The sequence below is a fragment of the Ruegeria sp. YTSA075 genome, assembly GCF_059610245.1.
In genome coordinates this window covers 131,682-147,798 of the sequence record NZ_JBXWNG010000003.1, presented here as the reverse complement: position 1 = coordinate 147,798, position 16,117 = coordinate 131,682, and the positions used below count along the sequence as shown (strand labels likewise).

18 protein-coding genes are annotated in these 16,117 nt (G+C 56.6%); 7 read left to right on the top strand and 11 right to left on the bottom strand.

Annotation, left to right across the window (positions count from 1 at the left end; genetic code table 11):
- Window positions 1-7 precede the first annotated feature (7 nt).
- The 8 genes from AC2FGE_RS06755 to AC2FGE_RS06720 form a co-directional block, all read right to left on the bottom strand.
- Window positions 8-262, bottom strand: coding sequence for a hypothetical protein (locus tag AC2FGE_RS06755; RefSeq protein WP_496818450.1), 255 nt, complete (start codon window positions 260-262; stop codon window positions 8-10).
- Between the two features lie 190 nt (window positions 263-452).
- A complete protein-coding gene (locus tag AC2FGE_RS06750) occupies window positions 453-1,766 on the bottom strand; it encodes a branched-chain amino acid ABC transporter permease (RefSeq protein ID WP_496818449.1) in 1,314 nt (437 codons plus the stop codon).
- Window positions 1,763-2,773, bottom strand: coding sequence for a branched-chain amino acid ABC transporter permease (locus tag AC2FGE_RS06745; RefSeq protein WP_496818448.1), 1,011 nt, complete (start codon window positions 2,771-2,773; stop codon window positions 1,763-1,765). The genes AC2FGE_RS06750 and AC2FGE_RS06745 overlap by 4 nt, the downstream gene beginning before the upstream one ends.
- A gap of 257 nt (window positions 2,774-3,030) precedes the next feature.
- Window positions 3,031-3,360 carry a hypothetical protein gene (locus tag AC2FGE_RS06740; protein WP_496818447.1) on the bottom strand — a complete coding sequence of 110 codons (330 nt, stop codon included), beginning with the start codon at window positions 3,358-3,360 and terminating at the stop codon, window positions 3,031-3,033.
- Window positions 3,361-3,597: 237 nt separating this feature from the next.
- Window positions 3,598-3,984: a hypothetical protein gene (locus AC2FGE_RS06735; protein WP_496818446.1), complete on the bottom strand. Its 387-nt coding sequence runs from the start codon at window positions 3,982-3,984 to the stop codon at window positions 3,598-3,600.
- Between the two features lie 2 nt (window positions 3,985-3,986).
- On the bottom strand, window positions 3,987-4,829 hold the full coding sequence (locus tag AC2FGE_RS06730; protein WP_496818445.1) for an ABC transporter ATP-binding protein: 843 nt from the start codon (window positions 4,827-4,829) through the stop codon (window positions 3,987-3,989).
- Window positions 4,826-5,614 (bottom strand): ABC transporter ATP-binding protein, encoded by a 789-nt coding sequence (locus tag AC2FGE_RS06725; protein ID WP_496818444.1) that lies wholly within the window; start codon window positions 5,612-5,614, stop codon window positions 4,826-4,828. Before AC2FGE_RS06725 ends, AC2FGE_RS06730 begins: the two co-directional genes overlap by 4 nt.
- A gap of 128 nt (window positions 5,615-5,742) precedes the next feature.
- Entirely contained in the window at window positions 5,743-6,924 is a 1,182-nt protein-coding gene (locus AC2FGE_RS06720; RefSeq protein ID WP_496818443.1) for an ABC transporter substrate-binding protein, read from the bottom strand.
- Window positions 6,925-7,086: 162 nt separating this feature from the next.
- Here AC2FGE_RS06720 and AC2FGE_RS06715 point away from each other — a divergent pair, with 162 nt between their 5' ends.
- The gene (locus AC2FGE_RS06715; protein ID WP_496818442.1) at window positions 7,087-8,181 is read left to right on the top strand and encodes a PQQ-dependent sugar dehydrogenase; all 1,095 of its coding nucleotides are present in this window, start codon (window positions 7,087-7,089) and stop codon (window positions 8,179-8,181) included.
- Between the two features lie 4 nt (window positions 8,182-8,185).
- On the opposite strand, the gene AC2FGE_RS06710 is transcribed toward AC2FGE_RS06715, so the two are convergent.
- Window positions 8,186-9,190, bottom strand: a complete 1,005-nt coding sequence (locus AC2FGE_RS06710) for a GlxA family transcriptional regulator (protein ID WP_496818441.1) — start codon at window positions 9,188-9,190, stop codon at window positions 8,186-8,188.
- 168 nt (window positions 9,191-9,358) lie between these two features.
- Between AC2FGE_RS06710 and AC2FGE_RS06705 the strand changes: the two genes are divergently transcribed.
- Window positions 9,359-10,729 carry a class II 3-deoxy-7-phosphoheptulonate synthase gene (locus AC2FGE_RS06705; protein WP_496818440.1) on the top strand — a complete coding sequence of 457 codons (1,371 nt, stop codon included), beginning with the start codon at window positions 9,359-9,361 and terminating at the stop codon, window positions 10,727-10,729.
- A gap of 57 nt (window positions 10,730-10,786) precedes the next feature.
- Here AC2FGE_RS06705 and AC2FGE_RS06700 read toward each other — a convergent pair whose 3' ends face one another.
- Together AC2FGE_RS06700 and AC2FGE_RS06695 are read right to left on the bottom strand one after the other, a co-directional pair.
- Window positions 10,787-11,455 carry a PAS domain-containing protein gene (locus AC2FGE_RS06700; RefSeq protein WP_496818439.1) on the bottom strand — a complete coding sequence of 223 codons (669 nt, stop codon included), beginning with the start codon at window positions 11,453-11,455 and terminating at the stop codon, window positions 10,787-10,789.
- Between the two features lie 27 nt (window positions 11,456-11,482).
- Window positions 11,483-11,713, bottom strand: coding sequence for a hypothetical protein (locus tag AC2FGE_RS06695; protein WP_496818438.1), 231 nt, complete (start codon window positions 11,711-11,713; stop codon window positions 11,483-11,485).
- On the opposite strand from AC2FGE_RS06695, the gene AC2FGE_RS06690 reads away from it, so the two are divergent.
- The 5 genes from AC2FGE_RS06690 to AC2FGE_RS06670 all read left to right on the top strand — a co-directional run bounded on the left by AC2FGE_RS06690 (window position 11,700) and on the right by AC2FGE_RS06670 (window position 16,082).
- A complete protein-coding gene (locus tag AC2FGE_RS06690) occupies window positions 11,700-12,590 on the top strand; it encodes a YicC/YloC family endoribonuclease (protein ID WP_496818437.1) in 891 nt (296 codons plus the stop codon). The genes AC2FGE_RS06695 and AC2FGE_RS06690 overlap by 14 nt on opposite strands.
- A gap of 17 nt (window positions 12,591-12,607) precedes the next feature.
- Window positions 12,608-13,246 (top strand): guanylate kinase, encoded by a 639-nt coding sequence (gmk, locus tag AC2FGE_RS06685; protein ID WP_496818436.1) that lies wholly within the window; start codon window positions 12,608-12,610, stop codon window positions 13,244-13,246.
- Window positions 13,246-13,770 carry a gamma carbonic anhydrase family protein gene (locus AC2FGE_RS06680; protein ID WP_496818435.1) on the top strand — a complete coding sequence of 175 codons (525 nt, stop codon included), beginning with the start codon at window positions 13,246-13,248 and terminating at the stop codon, window positions 13,768-13,770. Before gmk ends, AC2FGE_RS06680 begins: the two co-directional genes overlap by 1 nt.
- Window positions 13,771-13,798: 28 nt before the next feature.
- The gene (locus AC2FGE_RS06675; protein ID WP_496818434.1) at window positions 13,799-14,845 is read left to right on the top strand and encodes a sensor histidine kinase; all 1,047 of its coding nucleotides are present in this window, start codon (window positions 13,799-13,801) and stop codon (window positions 14,843-14,845) included.
- A 196-nt stretch (window positions 14,846-15,041) separates the two neighbouring features.
- On the top strand, window positions 15,042-16,082 hold the full coding sequence (locus AC2FGE_RS06670; protein WP_496818433.1) for a substrate-binding domain-containing protein: 1,041 nt from the start codon (window positions 15,042-15,044) through the stop codon (window positions 16,080-16,082).
- Window positions 16,083-16,117: the final 35 nt, after the last annotated feature.

Genomic DNA, 16,117 nt, shown 5'->3' with positions numbered 1-16,117 from the left:
CGATAGTTTACTTCCCGATGCGGCGCAGGCCTTCCTGCTGGCAAATGGCATCCGCCTCGGGCACTGACATCTTGGTAGCCGGGAAATCGATGGCGCGATCCCAAGTCACGCGGTCTTGGCGATACAGCTGGCAGGTCACAACGCCTTTAGGGGTCTGGACCTGGACAGGTGTCGTTTCCAGATCTTTCGGTGAGGGGATACAGGCCGCGACCGTCGCAACAAGCGGCAACAAGACGATAGCTTTGGTGAGCGCGTTTTTCATGGTTCTTACTACTCTTTAGACTGGTTTACTGGTCATTTGCGGACCGGGTGAGCGGTGTGAGTGAGTGCCAGCAAATCGAACAGTGTCAGTTGCCGGTAATGGTAGGCCCGTTTAGTCAAAAAACCTTTAAGAAACAAGACGCCGCGCCGGTTCTCGCCGACGCGACCATCTGATTTAAGAGGATTTCGGCCTATTTCTCGGGGATCAGCCCTCTTGGACTGAATCTGAGAACAATCAGCAGGATTAGACCCATCGTGAACAATCGCATATGAGCGGCGCTATCGATCAGATGTGTCTTCAGCGCGCTACCATCAGCCATGCCACTGGTGATCAGGTTCATCAGCCAAAGGCCCATCGGTTCAACCTGAACCCAAAGGAACCAGATCAGAAAGGCCCCAAGAACGGCACCGAAATTGTTGCCTGACCCACCGACGATGACCATCACCCAAACCAGGAACGTAAAGCGCAACGGGTTATAAGTGCCGGGGGTAAGTTGCCCATCCAGCGTGGTCATCATAGCGCCCGCAATGCCGCAGATGGCCGACCCTAGAACAAAGATTTGCAGATGGCGGCGCGTGACATCCTTGCCCATCGCCTCAGCTGCGACCTCATTGTCACGAATGGCGCGCATCATGCGGCCCCACGGGCTTTTGAGCGCCATTTGCGCCATCCAGAGCAGGATCAGTAGAACGATCAGGAACAACAGAGAATAGCCCAGCTTGACCGACAATGTCGACGCGATGACCGGGTCAATCCCAAGCCAATCTGCCCGCGCGATGAAGGCTGGATCCTGTTGCAGGTCCACCTCGTAACCGACGACGGGAGAGGGGCGCGGGATGCCGTAGACGTTTTTCACACCACGGGCCAGCCAGTCTTCGTTTTTCATCACAGCAATGATGATCTCGGCAATGCCCAAAGTGGCAATGGCCAGATAGTCCGAACGCAGACCCAGCGCGGTTTTCCCGATCAACCAGGCAGCACCAGCGGCCAGCAGACCTCCGGCGGGCCAGGCCAGCAGAACGGGCAGGTTCAAACCGCCGATATTGCCCGCTACGGCAGGGTTAATCGCCTCAATCGCCGCAACATTGGGATCAAAGACTGCCCGATAGACAAAGAAACCCACGATCAGGATGCCGATAATGGTGACGGTCTGCGCACGTCCTTTGGGCATCTTCTGCGCAACCATCACGGCGGCAACCACCGTTGCGGCCCCCAGCAAAAGCGCAAGGATCACACCATAGCCACCATCCGACCAGGCACCCGGTGTTGGAGGGGTCGAGACCAGAACAACCGCCAAACCGCCCAGCGCAACAAAGCCCATAACGCCGACGTTGAAGAGGCCGGCAAAGCCCCATTGCAGGTTCACCCCGATGGACATGATGGCCGAGATCAGCCCCATGTTCAGGATCAAAATGGCTGCGTTCCAGCTTTGTGTGAACCCGGTCAGCAGGATCAGCGCACCGACCACGATAAAGAGCAGGGTGTTCTTGACGGGCTCGCTCATATCACTTTTCCCTTGAACAGGCCCGTGGGCTTAAACAGCAGCACGATCAGCAGTATCGCAAAGCTGACAGCGAACTTGTAATCAGTTGACAGGAATTGCACCAATCCGGACGGAGCAAGGCTTTCCGGGGCAACATATGTCAGCACTTTTTTCCACGCATAGGTGATCGTCACCTCGGAAAACGCGATGATGAAGCCGCCTGCGATGGCACCCAATGGGTTACCTAAGCCGCCTACAATGGCCGAGGCAAAGATGGGTAGCAGAAGCTGGAAATAGACGAAGGGTTTAAAGCTTTTGTCGAGGCCATAAAGTACACCCGCCGTCGTCGCCAGAGCGGCAACGATAATCCATGTGATCATGACCACACGCTCGGGGTTGATGCCAGACAGCAGCGCCAGATCCTCGTTATCCGAATAGGCGCGCATCGACTTGCCTGTGCGGGTTTTGTTCAGAAACCAGAACAGCAGCGCCACCGCCAAAACAGCAACGATCACGGTAATACCCTGAGAAGTCTTGATTGCCAGCCCTTCGCGCAGCCCGGTCATCGCCTTGAAATCCCGTGCCGAGACGATGAACCGTGCACCGTCCGAGAGCCTCTGATCATCCGGCCCGATGACAAAGCGCACAAGACCGTTCATGATGAACATCACGCCCATTGAGACGATCACCAATATGACCGGTTTGGCCTTCTGAGCGCGATAGAAGCGATAGACCAGCCGGTCGGTGATCAGCACCAGGACGATACAGCCCAGAATGGCAAAGGGCAGGGCCAGCAGTGCGGTCGGCAGCGGCCCGAAACTGACACCGGCTGCTTGTAGCGCCCATGTGACCAATACAGCGATCATCGCACCAAAGGCCATGGTATCGCCATGCGCAAAGTTCGAAAATCGCAGGATGCCGTAGATCAGCGTCACCCCCAACGCGCCCAGCGCCAATTGGCTGCCATAGGCAATTGCGGGTACGATCACAAAATTCGAAAGCGCCACAAGCGCATTTAACAGGTCCATATTCATTCCCTCTGACCGGGTGCGGCCTTATGGCACAACGCCGTCGCGGGACACAACACAAGAGGTCGGGTTTTTAGCCTGTTCCACTGGTATTTTCAGGCGTTTCCACCCTGCATGTGGAAATTCTGGTGCAGGGTGGAACGGATCATGACTGTTTCTGCGAATCCACAAGCCGCGCATAGGGCAGCAAACGGGTGGCTATACATTATGCATATCAACGCAGAAATGTATCATATTGAAACGTAGAGGTAAAAAGGTCAGGCGTCAGCTTCGGTGCAAGACCCGCGATCGGTGCCTGCATTTGGACCTTTGATCGAAAGGTCATAGCTCATATCGTCCAGATTGACGACAAAGGTCATTACTTTCTGGCCATCGATGTAAAGAAAGGTCAAATTGCCGACCCCCTTCAATACGACCACGTCGCTTGCAGCCGTTCCCGTGGTGATCTTGCCCTTATCTCCCTCGGCGAAACGGTCCAGCCGTACTTCGCTGCCGTCCTGATCCGAGACACAGACAAAGTGACGTTCTTCCGCAGTTGCGGCCGTCGCGCACAGGGTGGTGACGGCCACCCACATCCATTTTTTCATTTTTGGGTCCTGAATAGAGTTTTCATCCAGAAGGTTCGCTGATTTTACGGGGCTGGATTTTGCTTACCCGTGAAAGTGTTTCCTTCTCAGGCTGCGGCGCTAATCGCAGAATGTGACCGGATTACAGCCGATGCGTGGAATTGTTGGGATGGTAAGTTGGGAGAATTCAGATATTGAAATTAACCAACGCCATACGCCTCGAAACAAGGGCGAAATCAGCGTACCTTGCGAGCAGTTCTATTGATTGTTGGTTTCGCAGCGGCCAAGGCCGGTCAAGCTTATGCCTTTACCCACAAATACATGGGTCGTGTAAGCGACAATCCCGTCGGCAAACAAGCTGAAGGTGTAAGAGGCTGAGCGTGTGGAATCCCATCCATAAGCGGTCATCAAGTCTTCGCTTACTTGTTCAACTTGCAGCAGCGGCAATTCACCATTTCCGAGGTCAAGGCGAAGCTGATTGTCGGGCAAAATCTCAAACTTGAAAGCGACACCGAGACCTGTCTTTGTTGATTGGCAGGCGGCGATGTTGGCACAAGTGTATTCCAATTTACACTTTGTGATCTCTTGAGAGGTTGCTGCATTCGCGACTAAAGATAAAAATACTGAAAGTGCTAAAACTTTCATTGCTACCCCCCCAAGAAGCTCTTCCGAACCTCCGGATCAGCCAGCAATTCCTTCCCAGTACCACTATAGGCATTCCGCCCCTGCACCAGAACATAACCTTTATCGGCAATCTCCAACGCCTGACGGGCATTCTGCTCGACCATCAGGATCGGTAACCCAGTGCGGGAAACCTCGATGATCCTGTCGAACAACTCGTCCATCACGATGGGTGAGACACCAGCAGTCGGCTCATCCAGCATCAGCAATTTGGGCTGGGTCATCAAAGCGCGTCCAACAGCGACCTGTTGGCGTTGACCGCCCGAAAGCTCTCCGGCGGCTTGGTTGCGTTTGTCGCGCAGGATGGGGAACAGCTCATAGACCTGCTCCATCGTGTCCGAAAAATCGTCACGCCGGATAAACGCCCCCATCTCGAGGTTTTCTTCCACCGTCATCGAGGTGAAGATGTTGGAGGTCTGGGGAACAAATCCCATGCCGCGGATGACGCGATCCTGCGGGGTGAGGTTGGTGATGTCCTCACCATCCAACCGGACTGAACCGGACCGAACATCCAACATACCGAACACTGCTTTCATGGCCGTCGACTTGCCTGCGCCGTTGGGGCCGACGATGACCGCGATCTCTCCCTTGTCGACGGAGATGGTGCAGTCGTGCAGAATGTCTGGGCCCTTGCCATAGCCGCCAGTCATAGTGTCGCCGATCAGAAAGGGGCCGCCTTCGACCTTGCGCGTTTCGCCGCTTTTCGTGTGCGCGGGCGTCATGGTACCAACGCCATGGGTGTTGGTGATCGAGGCATCCTTGTTGCCCTTGTCGTCCTGATAGGGGTTGTCACTCGCACCAGCGGTCATGTTTGGGCCTCCAGCTTGTCTTTGTTTTTGAGGCCGGTGCCCAGATAAGCTTCGATCACGTGCTCATTGGCCTTTATCTCATCCAGAGTTCCTTGGGCCAGAACCTTGCCCTCGGCCATGCAGATGACCGGGTCACAGATCTTGCCGATGAAATCCATGTCATGTTCGATGACCACAAAGGTATAGCCGCGTTCCTTGTTCAGGCGCAGGATCGTGTCGGCGATGGTCATCAGTAGGGTGCGGTTCACGCCCGCGCCAACCTCGTCCAGAAACACGATCTTGGCGTCCACCATCATGGTGCGGCCAAGCTCCAGCAGTTTCTTCTGACCACCCGAAACCTGACCCGCCTTGTGGTCGGCCAGATGTTCGATGGTCAGGAACTCCAGAACTTCATCGGCCTTGGCCATCAACGCCCGTTCCTCATCCGCGATCCGCTTGCGCCCGAACCAGGTGTTCCACAGCATTTCCCCCGCCTGGGCACCTGGCACCATCATCAGGTTCTCGCGACAGGTCATCGAAGAAAACTCATGTGCAATCTGGAACGTGCGCAGCAGGCCTTTGTGGAACAGATCATGCGGTGGCAGGCCGGTGATATCCTCGCCATCCATAAAAACACGGCCGGAGGTCGGGGGCAAAACACCGGCAATCACGTTGAACAGCGTCGTTTTTCCGGCGCCGTTTGGCCCGATCAGCCCGGTGATTGATCCTTTCCGGATTTCCAGCGATGCCCCATCCACCGCGTGAAACCCGCCGAAATGCTTGTGCACGTCATCGACGACGATCATCTTTTCCCCCAGCTGCCAGTCCTGGCTACTCTTGTCACTTCCCCGTTTTCCGGGGTGCGGCCTTTTTTCATTGAAACAGCCCGGACACAAGGCCCGGGCTGTTTGATTTTAGCACGATGTCCGGAAGATCAACGGAAGTTGACGGTTTTGTTCTCGCCGTCGGTCACTTCGATCTCGCGATACGAACCCGCGCTTTCGCCGGGGCCGATCAACTCAACACCCGATGCGCCGACATAGTCGATGTCCTGACCAGCAGCCAGCAGCTCCAGGCCTTTCGCCAGCTCACCGGGATAGATTTTCTCACCCGGAGCGTTGGCAACGTCCATGATCTTGGAACCATAGTCCGCCGGGCTGGTCGAGCCTGCGGCCTGCATTGCCAGCATGAACAGGGCAGCAGCGTCATAGGATTCAGGCGAGTAGGGCGACGAGCCGTCGAAACCGGCAGCTTCGGCCATGGCAAAGTACTTCTCGGCACCTTCACCACCCGAACCGGCGATCTGACCGAACGAGCCGTTCAGGTCCGGACCGACATTTGCAGGCAGCGAGTCACCGATCATGCCGCCGGGCAGGCCGAACGTATCAAACGCACCGCTGTCCAGCGCCGACTGAATGATGCCCAGACCGCCTTGGTCCAGATAGCCCGCAACAACCAGAATGTCGCCACCGGCCGAGGCCAGCGCGCCGACTTCGGCCGAGTAATCGGCCTTGCCGTCTTCGTGTGCGGCAACGATGGTCACTTCACCACCCGATGCCTCGAAGGACGACTGGATCGCGTCCGCCAGGCCTTTGCCGTAGTCATTGTTGGTGTAGGTCAGAGCGATCGAGCTGATGCCACGATCGTTCAGGATGTCAGCCATCACCTGACCTTCACGCGCGTCCGAAGGGGCGGTACGGAAGAACAGGCCGTTATCTTCCATGGTCGACAGGCCGGGCGAGGTGGCCGATGGTGAGATCATCACCATTCCGTTCGGGATCGCGACGTTCTGCAGGATCGCGCCAGTCACGCCCGAGCAGTCGCCGCCGATGATGCCACTGACGCCATCCGCGATGAAACGCTCGCCGTTCGAGGTGGCCAGACCGTTGTCGATACAGCCGGTATCCGCACGGGTGCCAACAACCGTTGCGCCATCCAGCAGCTTGCCCGACTCGGTGACTTCGGCAATCGCCATCTCGGCACCTGAACCCATTGCCGGGGCCAGCGATTCAATTGGGCCGGTAAAGCCGAACAGAATGCCCAGTTTGACATCCTCGGCCATGGCCGTGCCCGCCAGCAAGGCGGTTGCTGCAGTTGCTGTAAGCAGCTTTTTCATGAAGTTACTCCCTGATTTGGTATTCCAACTGGGCATGACCCTAGGCAAGCTGTTCGAAAAAGAAAAGTCCCCTAAAACGCCTGCTTTTTGTCTAAGCGCACCTATCTATTGGGGGGTATCGGCCAGTATTGGTGACGCAACCCGAATCTGCGGAGGTTTTCTATGTTTCGGCTTTTTGCTCTTGTTCTGTTGATCTGCGCAGGTGGCGCGTCCTTAGCCGGAGTGCTGCAAACCAAAGATGGCCCGGTTCAGGTTACTCAGATGCTGGGCGGGCTGGATACGCCCTGGGGCCTGGGTCTGCTACCTGATGGAAGCTTTCTGGTGACCGAGCGGGACGGAGAGCTGATCTATGTGTCGAATGGCGAAACCAACCGCGTATCAGGCGTTCCGAAAGTAGCCGCTGCCGGTCAGGGCGGGTTGCTGGACATTACCATCCCGCGTGACTTTGATCAGAGCCGCGAGGTCTTTTTGACGTTTTCCAAACCTCAAGCGGGCGGGGCTGGCACCGCCTTGGCTGTTGCGCGCCTGTCAGAAAACGGAAAGCGCCTGAATAATCTGCGTGTCTTGTTCGAGGCTGAGCCGGGCGGTTCTGGCGGTCGCCATTTCGGATCACGCGTGGTCGAGGCGCAGGATGGAACGCTGTTCGTAACCATCGGAGACCGGGGGGATCGGCCCTCAGCACAGGACACAAGCAATCACATGGGCTCGGTCATCCGGATCAACCGCGACGGGACGGTTCCGGCCGATAACCCCTTCGTCGGGCAGTCCGGCATTCGGCCCGAAATCTGGTCTTTTGGCCACAGAAACCCGCAAGGGGCCGGTTTGGATACCAGCGGCACGCTATGGGTTTCAGAACACGGAGCGCGCGGTGGGGATGAAGTGAATCTGGCCCAGTCGGGCAAGAACTATGGCTGGCCGATTATTTCCTATGGCACGCATTACTCAGGTGAGAAAATCGGCGAAGGCACCTCGAAACCCGGCCTTGAACAGCCCGCGTTCTATTGGGATCCTTCCATCGCGCCCTCGGGTCTGATGGTTTACGCCGGCGATCTATTTCCGCGGTGGAAAGGCGACATTTTCGTCGGTTCGCTCAAATTTGACTACATCGCACGATTGTCCGGGTCGCCCTTGCGCGAAGTCGAGCAGATCAAGGGACCGGAAACAGAACGTGTCCGCGATATCGTTCAGGCCTCAGACGGATCGATCTGGTTCATTTCCGTAGGGCAGGGTGCTGTCTATCGTTTAACATCCGACTAAGATGTCAGATCGACAGCCGCCCGCTTTGCGATCCACGTTCCCGGTAAGGTGTGGTGTTGTAATGCGCCCGGTAGCATTTTGAGAAATGGCTGGGCGAAGCAAAGCCACAGGCCAGCGCCACGTTGATCACGCTCATATCCGTCTGCATCAGCAGGTTGCGCGCTTTGTGCAGGCGCAGTTCCATGTAATACCGTTTGGGTGAGCGGCTCAGGTAGCGGCGGAACAGACGTTCAAGCTGACGGGTCGACATGCCCACATCTTTGGCCAAGATCGAGGGCGAGATTGGCTCTTCCGTATTTTTCTCCATCATCAGGATGACCTGGCTCAGTTTTGGGTGACGAACGCCAATACGGGTCGGCGTCGACAGGCGCTGCGTGTCCTGATCCGTGCGAATCGAGGAATAGATCATCTGATCGGCGACGGCATTGGCCAGTTCTTCGCCGAAATCATCTGCGATCAGCTTAAGCATCAAATCGATCGAGGATGTGCCCCCAGCAGTTGTCATACGATTGCCATCGATCAGGAATACCGATTTGGTCAGTTCAACCGAGTCAAACTCTTCTGCGAAACTGTCAGCGTTCTCCCAGTGAATGGTCGCGCGTTTGTCATCCAGCAGGCCTGCTTTGGCCAGCGTATAGGCCGCTGTACACAGACCACCGATTTTCAGGCCCTTGCGCGCCTCGCGGCGGAGCCAGCTCAAAACTTTTTTTGTGGTCGAGCTTTGAACATCGACGCCACCACACACCATGATCACGTCGTCACGACGCAGATCGCCAAGATCCGCATCAAGCTTGAAGGTGGTTCCGGCAGAGCATGACATCACGTCGCCGCCTTCACCGACCAGCGACCAGGTATAAATCTCTTTGCCTGCCATGCGGTTGGCAATACGCAGGCTGTCCAACGCGGATGCAAAAGACAGCAACGAGAATTTGTCTAACAAGATAAATACAAAGTTGACCGGCTTATCTGTGTCGCCGTCCACTGTGACAACTTGGCGTTGCTCTTGCATGGCTGTTGTTCCCCGAATCCACGACGGCTGCACCTACGTCGCGCGTATTTTGCCAGACACCATGCTCAAAGCTTGTTTCCGGCGTCAAGAGGCGCAAATGGGATATGGTCACTCTTCTTTGCATTTTGTATAGAGACGACCTGAATACTATCAGCGGAGATCAAGGCTATGACCGAATGGCAGAAAACGAACTGGCGCAACAAGCCCCGGGTTCAGATGCCAGACTATACCGACGCGGCCGCCCTGGCCAAAGTCGAGGCGCAGCTTTCGCAGTATCCCCCGCTGGTCTTTGCCGGTGAGGCGCGGCGTCTCAAGCAACATCTGGGTGCTGCCGGTCGCGGCGAGGCCTTCCTGTTGCAGGGCGGGGATTGTGCTGAAAGCTTTGAACAATTCAGCGCGGATGCGATCCGTGACACCTTCAAGGTTATGCTTCAAATGGCGATGGTGCTGACCTATGGCGCCAAGGTGCCAGTCGTCAAAGTGGGCCGGATGGCGGGCCAGTTTGCCAAACCACGCAGCGCACCGACCGAGGTTGTGGATGGTTTGGAACTGCCCAGCTACCGCGGTGACATCATCAATGAACTGGCCTTCACGCCCGAGGCGCGGATTCCGAATCCGTCAAAGATGTTGCAGGCATACACACAGGCCGCGGCGACGCTGAACCTGCTGCGCGCCTTCTCGACTGGCGGTTTCGCGGATATGAGCCGCGTTCATGCCTGGACGCTGGGCTTCGCCGATGACCAGGACGTTCAGAAGTATTCCGAGATCGCGGATCGCATTCAAGACAGCATCGACTTTATGGGTGCTGCCGGGATCACAGCGGAGACCACGCATGAGTTCTCGACCGTCGAATTCTACACCAGCCACGAAGGTCTGTTGCTGGAATACGAAGAGGCGCTTACTCGTCTGGATTCGACCTCGGGCAACTGGTTGGCAGGATCGGGCCATATGATCTGGATCGGCGACCGGACCCGTCAGCCCGACGGCGCACATGTTGAATTCTGTCGCGGCGTTCAAAACCCGATTGGTTTGAAATGCGGCCCGACCACAACCGCCGAGGACCTGAAGGTTCTGATGTCCAAACTGAACCCGGACAATGAAGAAGGTCGCCTGACCCTGATCGCGCGCTTCGGGGCCGGTAAGGCAGGTGAGCATCTGCCGCGTCTTGTCAAGGCCGTGAAGGAAGAAGGGGCCAAGGTGACCTGGGTCTGCGATCCGATGCATGGCAACACGATCAAGTCGGCCACCGGGTATAAAACCCGCCCGTTTGACTCGGTCCTGCGCGAAGTGCGCGACTTCTTTGGTGTGCATCAGGCCGAAGGCACCATCCCCGGCGGTGTGCATTTTGAGATGACCGGTCTGGACGTGACCGAATGCACCGGCGGTGTAAGGGCCGTGACCGAAGAGGACCTTTCGGACCGCTATCACACCGCATGCGATCCGCGTCTGAACGCGTCGCAATCGCTGGAGCTGGCGTTCCTGGTCGCGGAAGAGTTGACCAATCTGCGCAGGAACGGCTCAAAACGCGCGGCCAGCTGATTAGGGTAATCCAAAAGACGAAACGGCGGGCTAATGGCTCGCCGTTTTTTGTGGTGTCTAGTCGTCGCGCGAGACGACCAGTCGCAGATGGCTTTTTCGGTTGAACTCGGTCTGATCTTCGGCAAAGCCTGCGGCCTCACGCTGGGGTTCAACCGGGCTGTGTAGTTCGGAAACCTGCTTGACCCGCTGGTCCGAGATCGTAAAGCGGCGCGGGGTAGACCCGATGGCACCATCACTGAGCATCACGCCCAACACGCGGCTGACATCACCCAGATCGCTTCGCAAGGGCAGCAGGATCATCCGGGCTTGCAAACGGGCGCGGCCAAATGCGCCGCTGGAGGTTAGGCCAAGCTCGGCGGTGGCGGGTGCGCTGAACACCTGTTCCAGTGTCTCTTTGACCTTGGGCCGCGCTTCGGCCTCAAAAAACGCAGTCATTGGCATGCCGCGCACTTCCATGCCGGCAAGCTTGTTCAGATGGCTGCCTGCCAGTCGAAACCGGGCCAGCCCGGGCGCAATCCGTTCCAGAATGAACGTGTATTCCAGCACGTTTTCCAACCCGCGCGGGTCGATTTGCGACCGCATGGGCACTCCGTCGCCGGACAACAGCGCGGTCCAATACGCCTCGGCCTGACGGATCGGCGAAAGAGAACGTCCACTGTCAAAGCGATCCATTGCGACGATCTTTCCAAATTCTGACCCGGAATCAGTCCCGAAAAAGGTTTTCATTTCCATCACCCTAACGCCATTCAGCCGCTATTTTCTTAAAATGCAACGCATCCGGGACATCTGCGGCCCGACAGCCTTTGCTTTGGCCAAATTGACACGGGTTAATACAATTTTGGAGGAATTCTTTAATGAATGGTTAACTTCTGCGGATGAATTGCGGCTTGAGCAAACTCTTGCCCTTGCAAGGCCAATGGCATTAGGTGCGGCAAGTGTTGAAAATGCGGAAGCCATAGAAAGGGCTGTCATGATCAAATCCATGACCGGGTTCGCCTCGGGGACAGGCGAGTTTGGCCCGCATAGCTGGGCGTGGGAGTTGCGCAGCGTCAATGGCAAGGGGCTGGATATGCGTATCCGCGTCCCGGACTGGCTGACAGGGCTTGAGGCCGGGTTGCGCGCCACCCTGTCCAAGTCTTTGAGCCGGGGCAACGTGACGCTTTCCATGCGCCTGAGCCGTGATGAAGCGCTGACTGAACTGGCGCTGAATACAGCCGCCATGTCAGCCGCGCTTGAGGCGTTGCAGCAAACGCAGGACATGGCCGAGGCCAAAGGTATTACGCTGACCCCGTCCAAGGCGACGGATTTGCTGGCCCTCAAGGGCATGATGGATGCGGGATCAGAGAGCGATGATCCTGCGCCTCTGGTTGCGCATCTGATCAAGGCGTTTCCTACATTGCTGGACGCCTTCATCCAGATGCGCCAAACCGAAGGTGAGGCTTTGGCCGAGGTTTTGGCGTCGCAGTTGGATCAGGTCGCCAAGCTGACGACGCAAGCGGCTGATCTGGCCGAACAGCGCAAGGACAAGATGGCCGAAGCCCTGCGAGAGAACCTGACGCGGGTGATGGAGAATGCTCAAGGTGCCGATCCGGAACGGGTGGCGCAGGAACTGGCGCTGATCGCGGTCAAGGCAGACGTGACCGAAGAGATTGATCGCCTGACCGCACATGTTGCCGCTGCGCGCGATTTGCTGGCGCAGGACGGGGCAGTGGGTCGTAAACTGGATTTCCTGATGCAGGAATTTAACCGTGAGGCAAACACATTGTGTTCCAAGGCGCAAAGCGCTGACCTCACATCGGTCGGGTTGGAGTTGAAGGCTGTGATCGACCAGATGCGCGAGCAGGTACAGAATGTTGAATAATAGTGGAACATATTGAAATGGCAGATCGTCGGGGCCTTCTAATCATCCTGTCTTCGCCCTCGGGTGCTGGCAAATCCACCTTGGCACGGCGTCTGATGGCCTGGGATGAGGGGCTGGAATTTTCAATCTCGGCTACCACCCGCGCTCCACGCCCAGGCGAGCAGGACGGGCGCGAGTACTACTTCCTGACGGAAGACGCATTCAAACAGCAGGTCGCTGATGGCCAGATGCTGGAACATGCCCACGTCTTTGGGAATTTCTACGGCTCTCCGGCCGGACCGGTGCGCAAGTCGATTGATGCGGGCCGCGATGTTCTGTTTGACGTTGACTGGCAGGGTGAGGTGCAGATTCGCAATTCCGACCTTGGCAAACACGCCTTGTCGATCTTCATCCTGCCGCCCTCGATCCAGGAACTGCGTCGCCGTCTGGAAACCCGCGGTCAGGACAGTGAGGACGTGATTGCCAAACGCATGCTCAAAAGCTGGGATGAGATCAGCCATTGGGGTTATTACGACTACGTTCTGGTCAATGACGATCTGGATGCGACCGAAGAAAAGCTGAAAACAATTGTCAGCGCCGAACGCATGCGTCGTATTCAGCAACCCAGGCTGCAAGACCACGTGCGCAAACTGCAAAATGAATTCGAGGCCCTGTGATGCCAATCTATGCTTTAGGCAACGACGCCCCCGAGATTCACGAAGATACATGGGTTGCGCCGGATGCCAATCTAATCGGCAAAGTGGTGCTGGAGCAGGGCGCATCGGTCTGGTTTGGCTGCACGATCCGCGCGGACCACGAAGAAATTCGCGTGGGTGCAGGCAGCAATGTGCAGGAAAACTGTGTGATGCATATCGATGCGGGCTTTCCCTTAACCATTGGGGCGAACTGCACCATTGGCCACAAGGTCATGCTGCACGGGTGTACCATAGACGAAAACACCTTGATCGGTATGGGCGCGATTGTTCTGAACGGGGCAAAGATCGGCAAGAACTGCCTGATCGGGGCAGGGGCTTTGATCACTGAAAACAAAGAGATACCGGATAATTCTCTGGTGATGGGATCGCCTGGCAAGGTCGTGCGCCAACTGGACAACTCTGCCGCGCAGCGGATCACATTCAGCGCACAATACTATCAGGAAAATATGCGCAGGTTTCGTGAAACTTTAACGCCCGTGTCCTAACAGGCCGAAGCGAATAAGGTTACAGACGATGTCAGAGGATTTACTTGCGGAAATAGTGTCGGCCATTCCGATGCCGGCGCTGATGGTTGATCAGACCGAACGTATCATCGCCGCCAATACTGATGCGCGCACGCTTTTGGGCCAGAACATGCTGGGCCGTCATTTTGCAACGATATTGCGCCAGCCGCAGGTGATCGACGCGATGGAGCAAAGCCTGCGCAGCAAAGGCCCGCGCAAGACCCGACATCTGTCAAACGATGGCGCCCAGGACACGACATTCGAGATGCAGTGCCGCTATATGAACGGGATTGGCGCGGTGTCCGGGGGCGCTGTTCTTGCGGTGTTTCAAGACATTACGCATCTGGAACAGGCCTCTCAGATGCGGCGTGATTTCGTCGCCAATGTCAGCCATGAATTGCGCACGCCGTTGACCGCGTTGATGGGATTCATCGAAACCCTGCGCGGCCCGGCACGTGAGGATGCCGCGGCAAGGGATCGGTTTTTGCAGATTATGACGGATGAAGCGAACCGGATGAACCGTCTGGTTGGTGATCTCTTATCACTCAACCGTGTTGAAAGCGAAGAACGGGTGCGCCCGAAAGAGCAGCTGGAGTTGAATGGCTTGCTGGAATCGACGCTTAATTCTCTGAAACCCTTGGCTGAAGATGCGGGAGTTGTGCTCTCCTTGACCGCGCCTGATGACCCGGTCTCCATCACCGGGGACAGTGATCAATTGCGTCAAGTCTTCACCAATCTGGTCGAAAACGCGATCAAATACGGCGGCAGCGGTGGCAGTGTTGAGGTGCGGATCGCACCTTCTGAACGTGATACAGCAGTGCGTGGTCCTGCCGTGCGGGTTCAGATCGTGGACAAAGGGCCCGGAATCGATTCGGTGCACCTGCCGCGACTTACAGAGCGTTTCTATCGCGCCGACAGTCACCGCTCGCGGCAATTGGGCGGAACCGGTCTGGGTCTGGCGATTGTGAAACATATCGTTAACCGCCATCGGGGACGTCTGCGGGTTGAAAGCGATCTGGGCAAAGGGTCGGTCTTCACCGTTATTCTGCCGAGATAGCGCTTAGGTGGTTTAGATATTGGGCCAATGCAACCTAAGGCTTATTACATTCGGCGGCACGAAGTGAATTTCAAATAAAATTCCTGCCGTCATAAAAGCGTTACATACTTGTCACAAAAGCCTTACGCAGGACCCATAGGGGTTCGCGCAAGATCATCATGGGGGTGATCAGCTAATCCTTTTCAGGGAGACTGTAATGTCCTTTGTAAAACTGTCGGCTTCCGCGCTGGCGATCGCTGCTGTTTCGGCAACTGCTGCTGCCGCACGTGACAACGTTCAGGTTGCCGGTTCTTCGACCGTTCTGCCTTACGCGTCGATCGTTGCTGAACTGTTTGGTGAAAACACCGACTTCCCAACACCCGTTGTTGAATCGGGTGGTTCGTCAGCTGGCCTCAAGCGCTTCTGCGAAGGCGTTGGCGAAAACACCATCGACGTTGCAAACGCATCGCGTGCGATCCGCGAAAAAGAGATCAAAGCCTGTGCCGAAAACGGCGTGACCGACATCATGGAAGTCCGCATCGGTTATGACGGCATCGTCTTTGCAAGCCAGCAGTCTGGCCCTGCATTCACCGCGTTCGAGCCTGCAGACATCTTCAACGCTCTGGGTTCGAAGGTTCTGAAAGACGGCGAGATCGTTGACAACTCTTACAACTCCTGGGCCGAATTCAATGGCGATCTGCCTGATGTTGAAATCGCAGCCTTCATCCCCGGCACCAAGCACGGCACACGTGAAGTGTTCGAGGAAAAAGTTCTGCTGATCGGCTGTGAAGCAACTGGCGCCATGGAAGCGATGATCGCTGGCGGCATGAGCGAAGATGACGCAGAAGATGCATGCCTGGACGTTCGTACAGATGGCAAATCGGTCGACATCGACGGTGACTACACCGAGACCCTGGCCCGTATCGACACCAACCCGAACGGCATCGGCATCTTTGGTCTGGCGTTCTACGAAAACAACACCGACAAGCTGAAAGTTGCGACCATGTCGGGTATCGCGCCGTCGACCGAGACCATCTCGACCGGTGAATACCCTGTGTCGCGTCCGCTGTTCTTCTACGTGAAGAAAGCGCATATCGGCGTGATCCCTGGCCTGAAAGAATACGCTCAGTTCTTCGTCGCTGACGAAATCGCTGGCGGTTCGGGCCCTCTGGCAAACTACGGTCTGGTTGCTGACCCTGAGCTGGCAAAAACTCAGGACGCAATCGCCAACGAAGTCACCATGGGTTCGGGCAGCTAAGCCTGACATTGGTCTAAATGCCGGGGGCGGCCGTA

Excerpts from the sequence above, each read along its gene's own strand:
- AC2FGE_RS06755 (WP_496818450.1), bottom strand. The coding sequence starts at position 262 with ATGAAAAACGCGCTCACCAAAGCTATCGTCTTGTTGCCGCTTGTTGCG.
- AC2FGE_RS06750 (WP_496818449.1), bottom strand. The coding sequence starts at position 1,766 with ATGAGCGAGCCCGTCAAGAACACCCTGCTCTTTATCGTGGTCGGTGCG.
- AC2FGE_RS06745 (WP_496818448.1), bottom strand. The coding sequence starts at position 2,773 with ATGGACCTGTTAAATGCGCTTGTGGCGCTTTCGAATTTTGTGATCGTA.
- AC2FGE_RS06740 (WP_496818447.1), bottom strand. The coding sequence starts at position 3,360 with ATGAAAAAATGGATGTGGGTGGCCGTCACCACCCTGTGCGCGACGGCC.
- AC2FGE_RS06735 (WP_496818446.1), bottom strand. The coding sequence starts at position 3,984 with ATGAAAGTTTTAGCACTTTCAGTATTTTTATCTTTAGTCGCGAATGCA.
- AC2FGE_RS06730 (WP_496818445.1), bottom strand. The coding sequence starts at position 4,829 with ATGACCGCTGGTGCGAGTGACAACCCCTATCAGGACGACAAGGGCAAC.
- AC2FGE_RS06725 (WP_496818444.1), bottom strand. The coding sequence starts at position 5,614 with ATGATCGTCGTCGATGACGTGCACAAGCATTTCGGCGGGTTTCACGCG.
- AC2FGE_RS06720 (WP_496818443.1), bottom strand. The coding sequence starts at position 6,924 with ATGAAAAAGCTGCTTACAGCAACTGCAGCAACCGCCTTGCTGGCGGGC.
- AC2FGE_RS06715 (WP_496818442.1), top strand. The coding sequence starts at position 7,087 with ATGTTTCGGCTTTTTGCTCTTGTTCTGTTGATCTGCGCAGGTGGCGCG.
- AC2FGE_RS06710 (WP_496818441.1), bottom strand. The coding sequence starts at position 9,190 with ATGCAAGAGCAACGCCAAGTTGTCACAGTGGACGGCGACACAGATAAG.
- AC2FGE_RS06705 (WP_496818440.1), top strand. The coding sequence starts at position 9,359 with ATGACCGAATGGCAGAAAACGAACTGGCGCAACAAGCCCCGGGTTCAG.
- AC2FGE_RS06700 (WP_496818439.1), bottom strand. The coding sequence starts at position 11,455 with ATGAAAACCTTTTTCGGGACTGATTCCGGGTCAGAATTTGGAAAGATC.
- AC2FGE_RS06690 (WP_496818437.1), top strand. The coding sequence starts at position 11,700 with ATGATCAAATCCATGACCGGGTTCGCCTCGGGGACAGGCGAGTTTGGC.
- AC2FGE_RS06695 (WP_496818438.1), bottom strand. The coding sequence starts at position 11,713 with ATGGATTTGATCATGACAGCCCTTTCTATGGCTTCCGCATTTTCAACA.
- gmk (WP_496818436.1), top strand. The coding sequence starts at position 12,608 with ATGGCAGATCGTCGGGGCCTTCTAATCATCCTGTCTTCGCCCTCGGGT.
- AC2FGE_RS06680 (WP_496818435.1), top strand. The coding sequence starts at position 13,246 with ATGCCAATCTATGCTTTAGGCAACGACGCCCCCGAGATTCACGAAGAT.
- AC2FGE_RS06675 (WP_496818434.1), top strand. The coding sequence starts at position 13,799 with ATGTCAGAGGATTTACTTGCGGAAATAGTGTCGGCCATTCCGATGCCG.
- AC2FGE_RS06670 (WP_496818433.1), top strand. The coding sequence starts at position 15,042 with ATGTCCTTTGTAAAACTGTCGGCTTCCGCGCTGGCGATCGCTGCTGTT.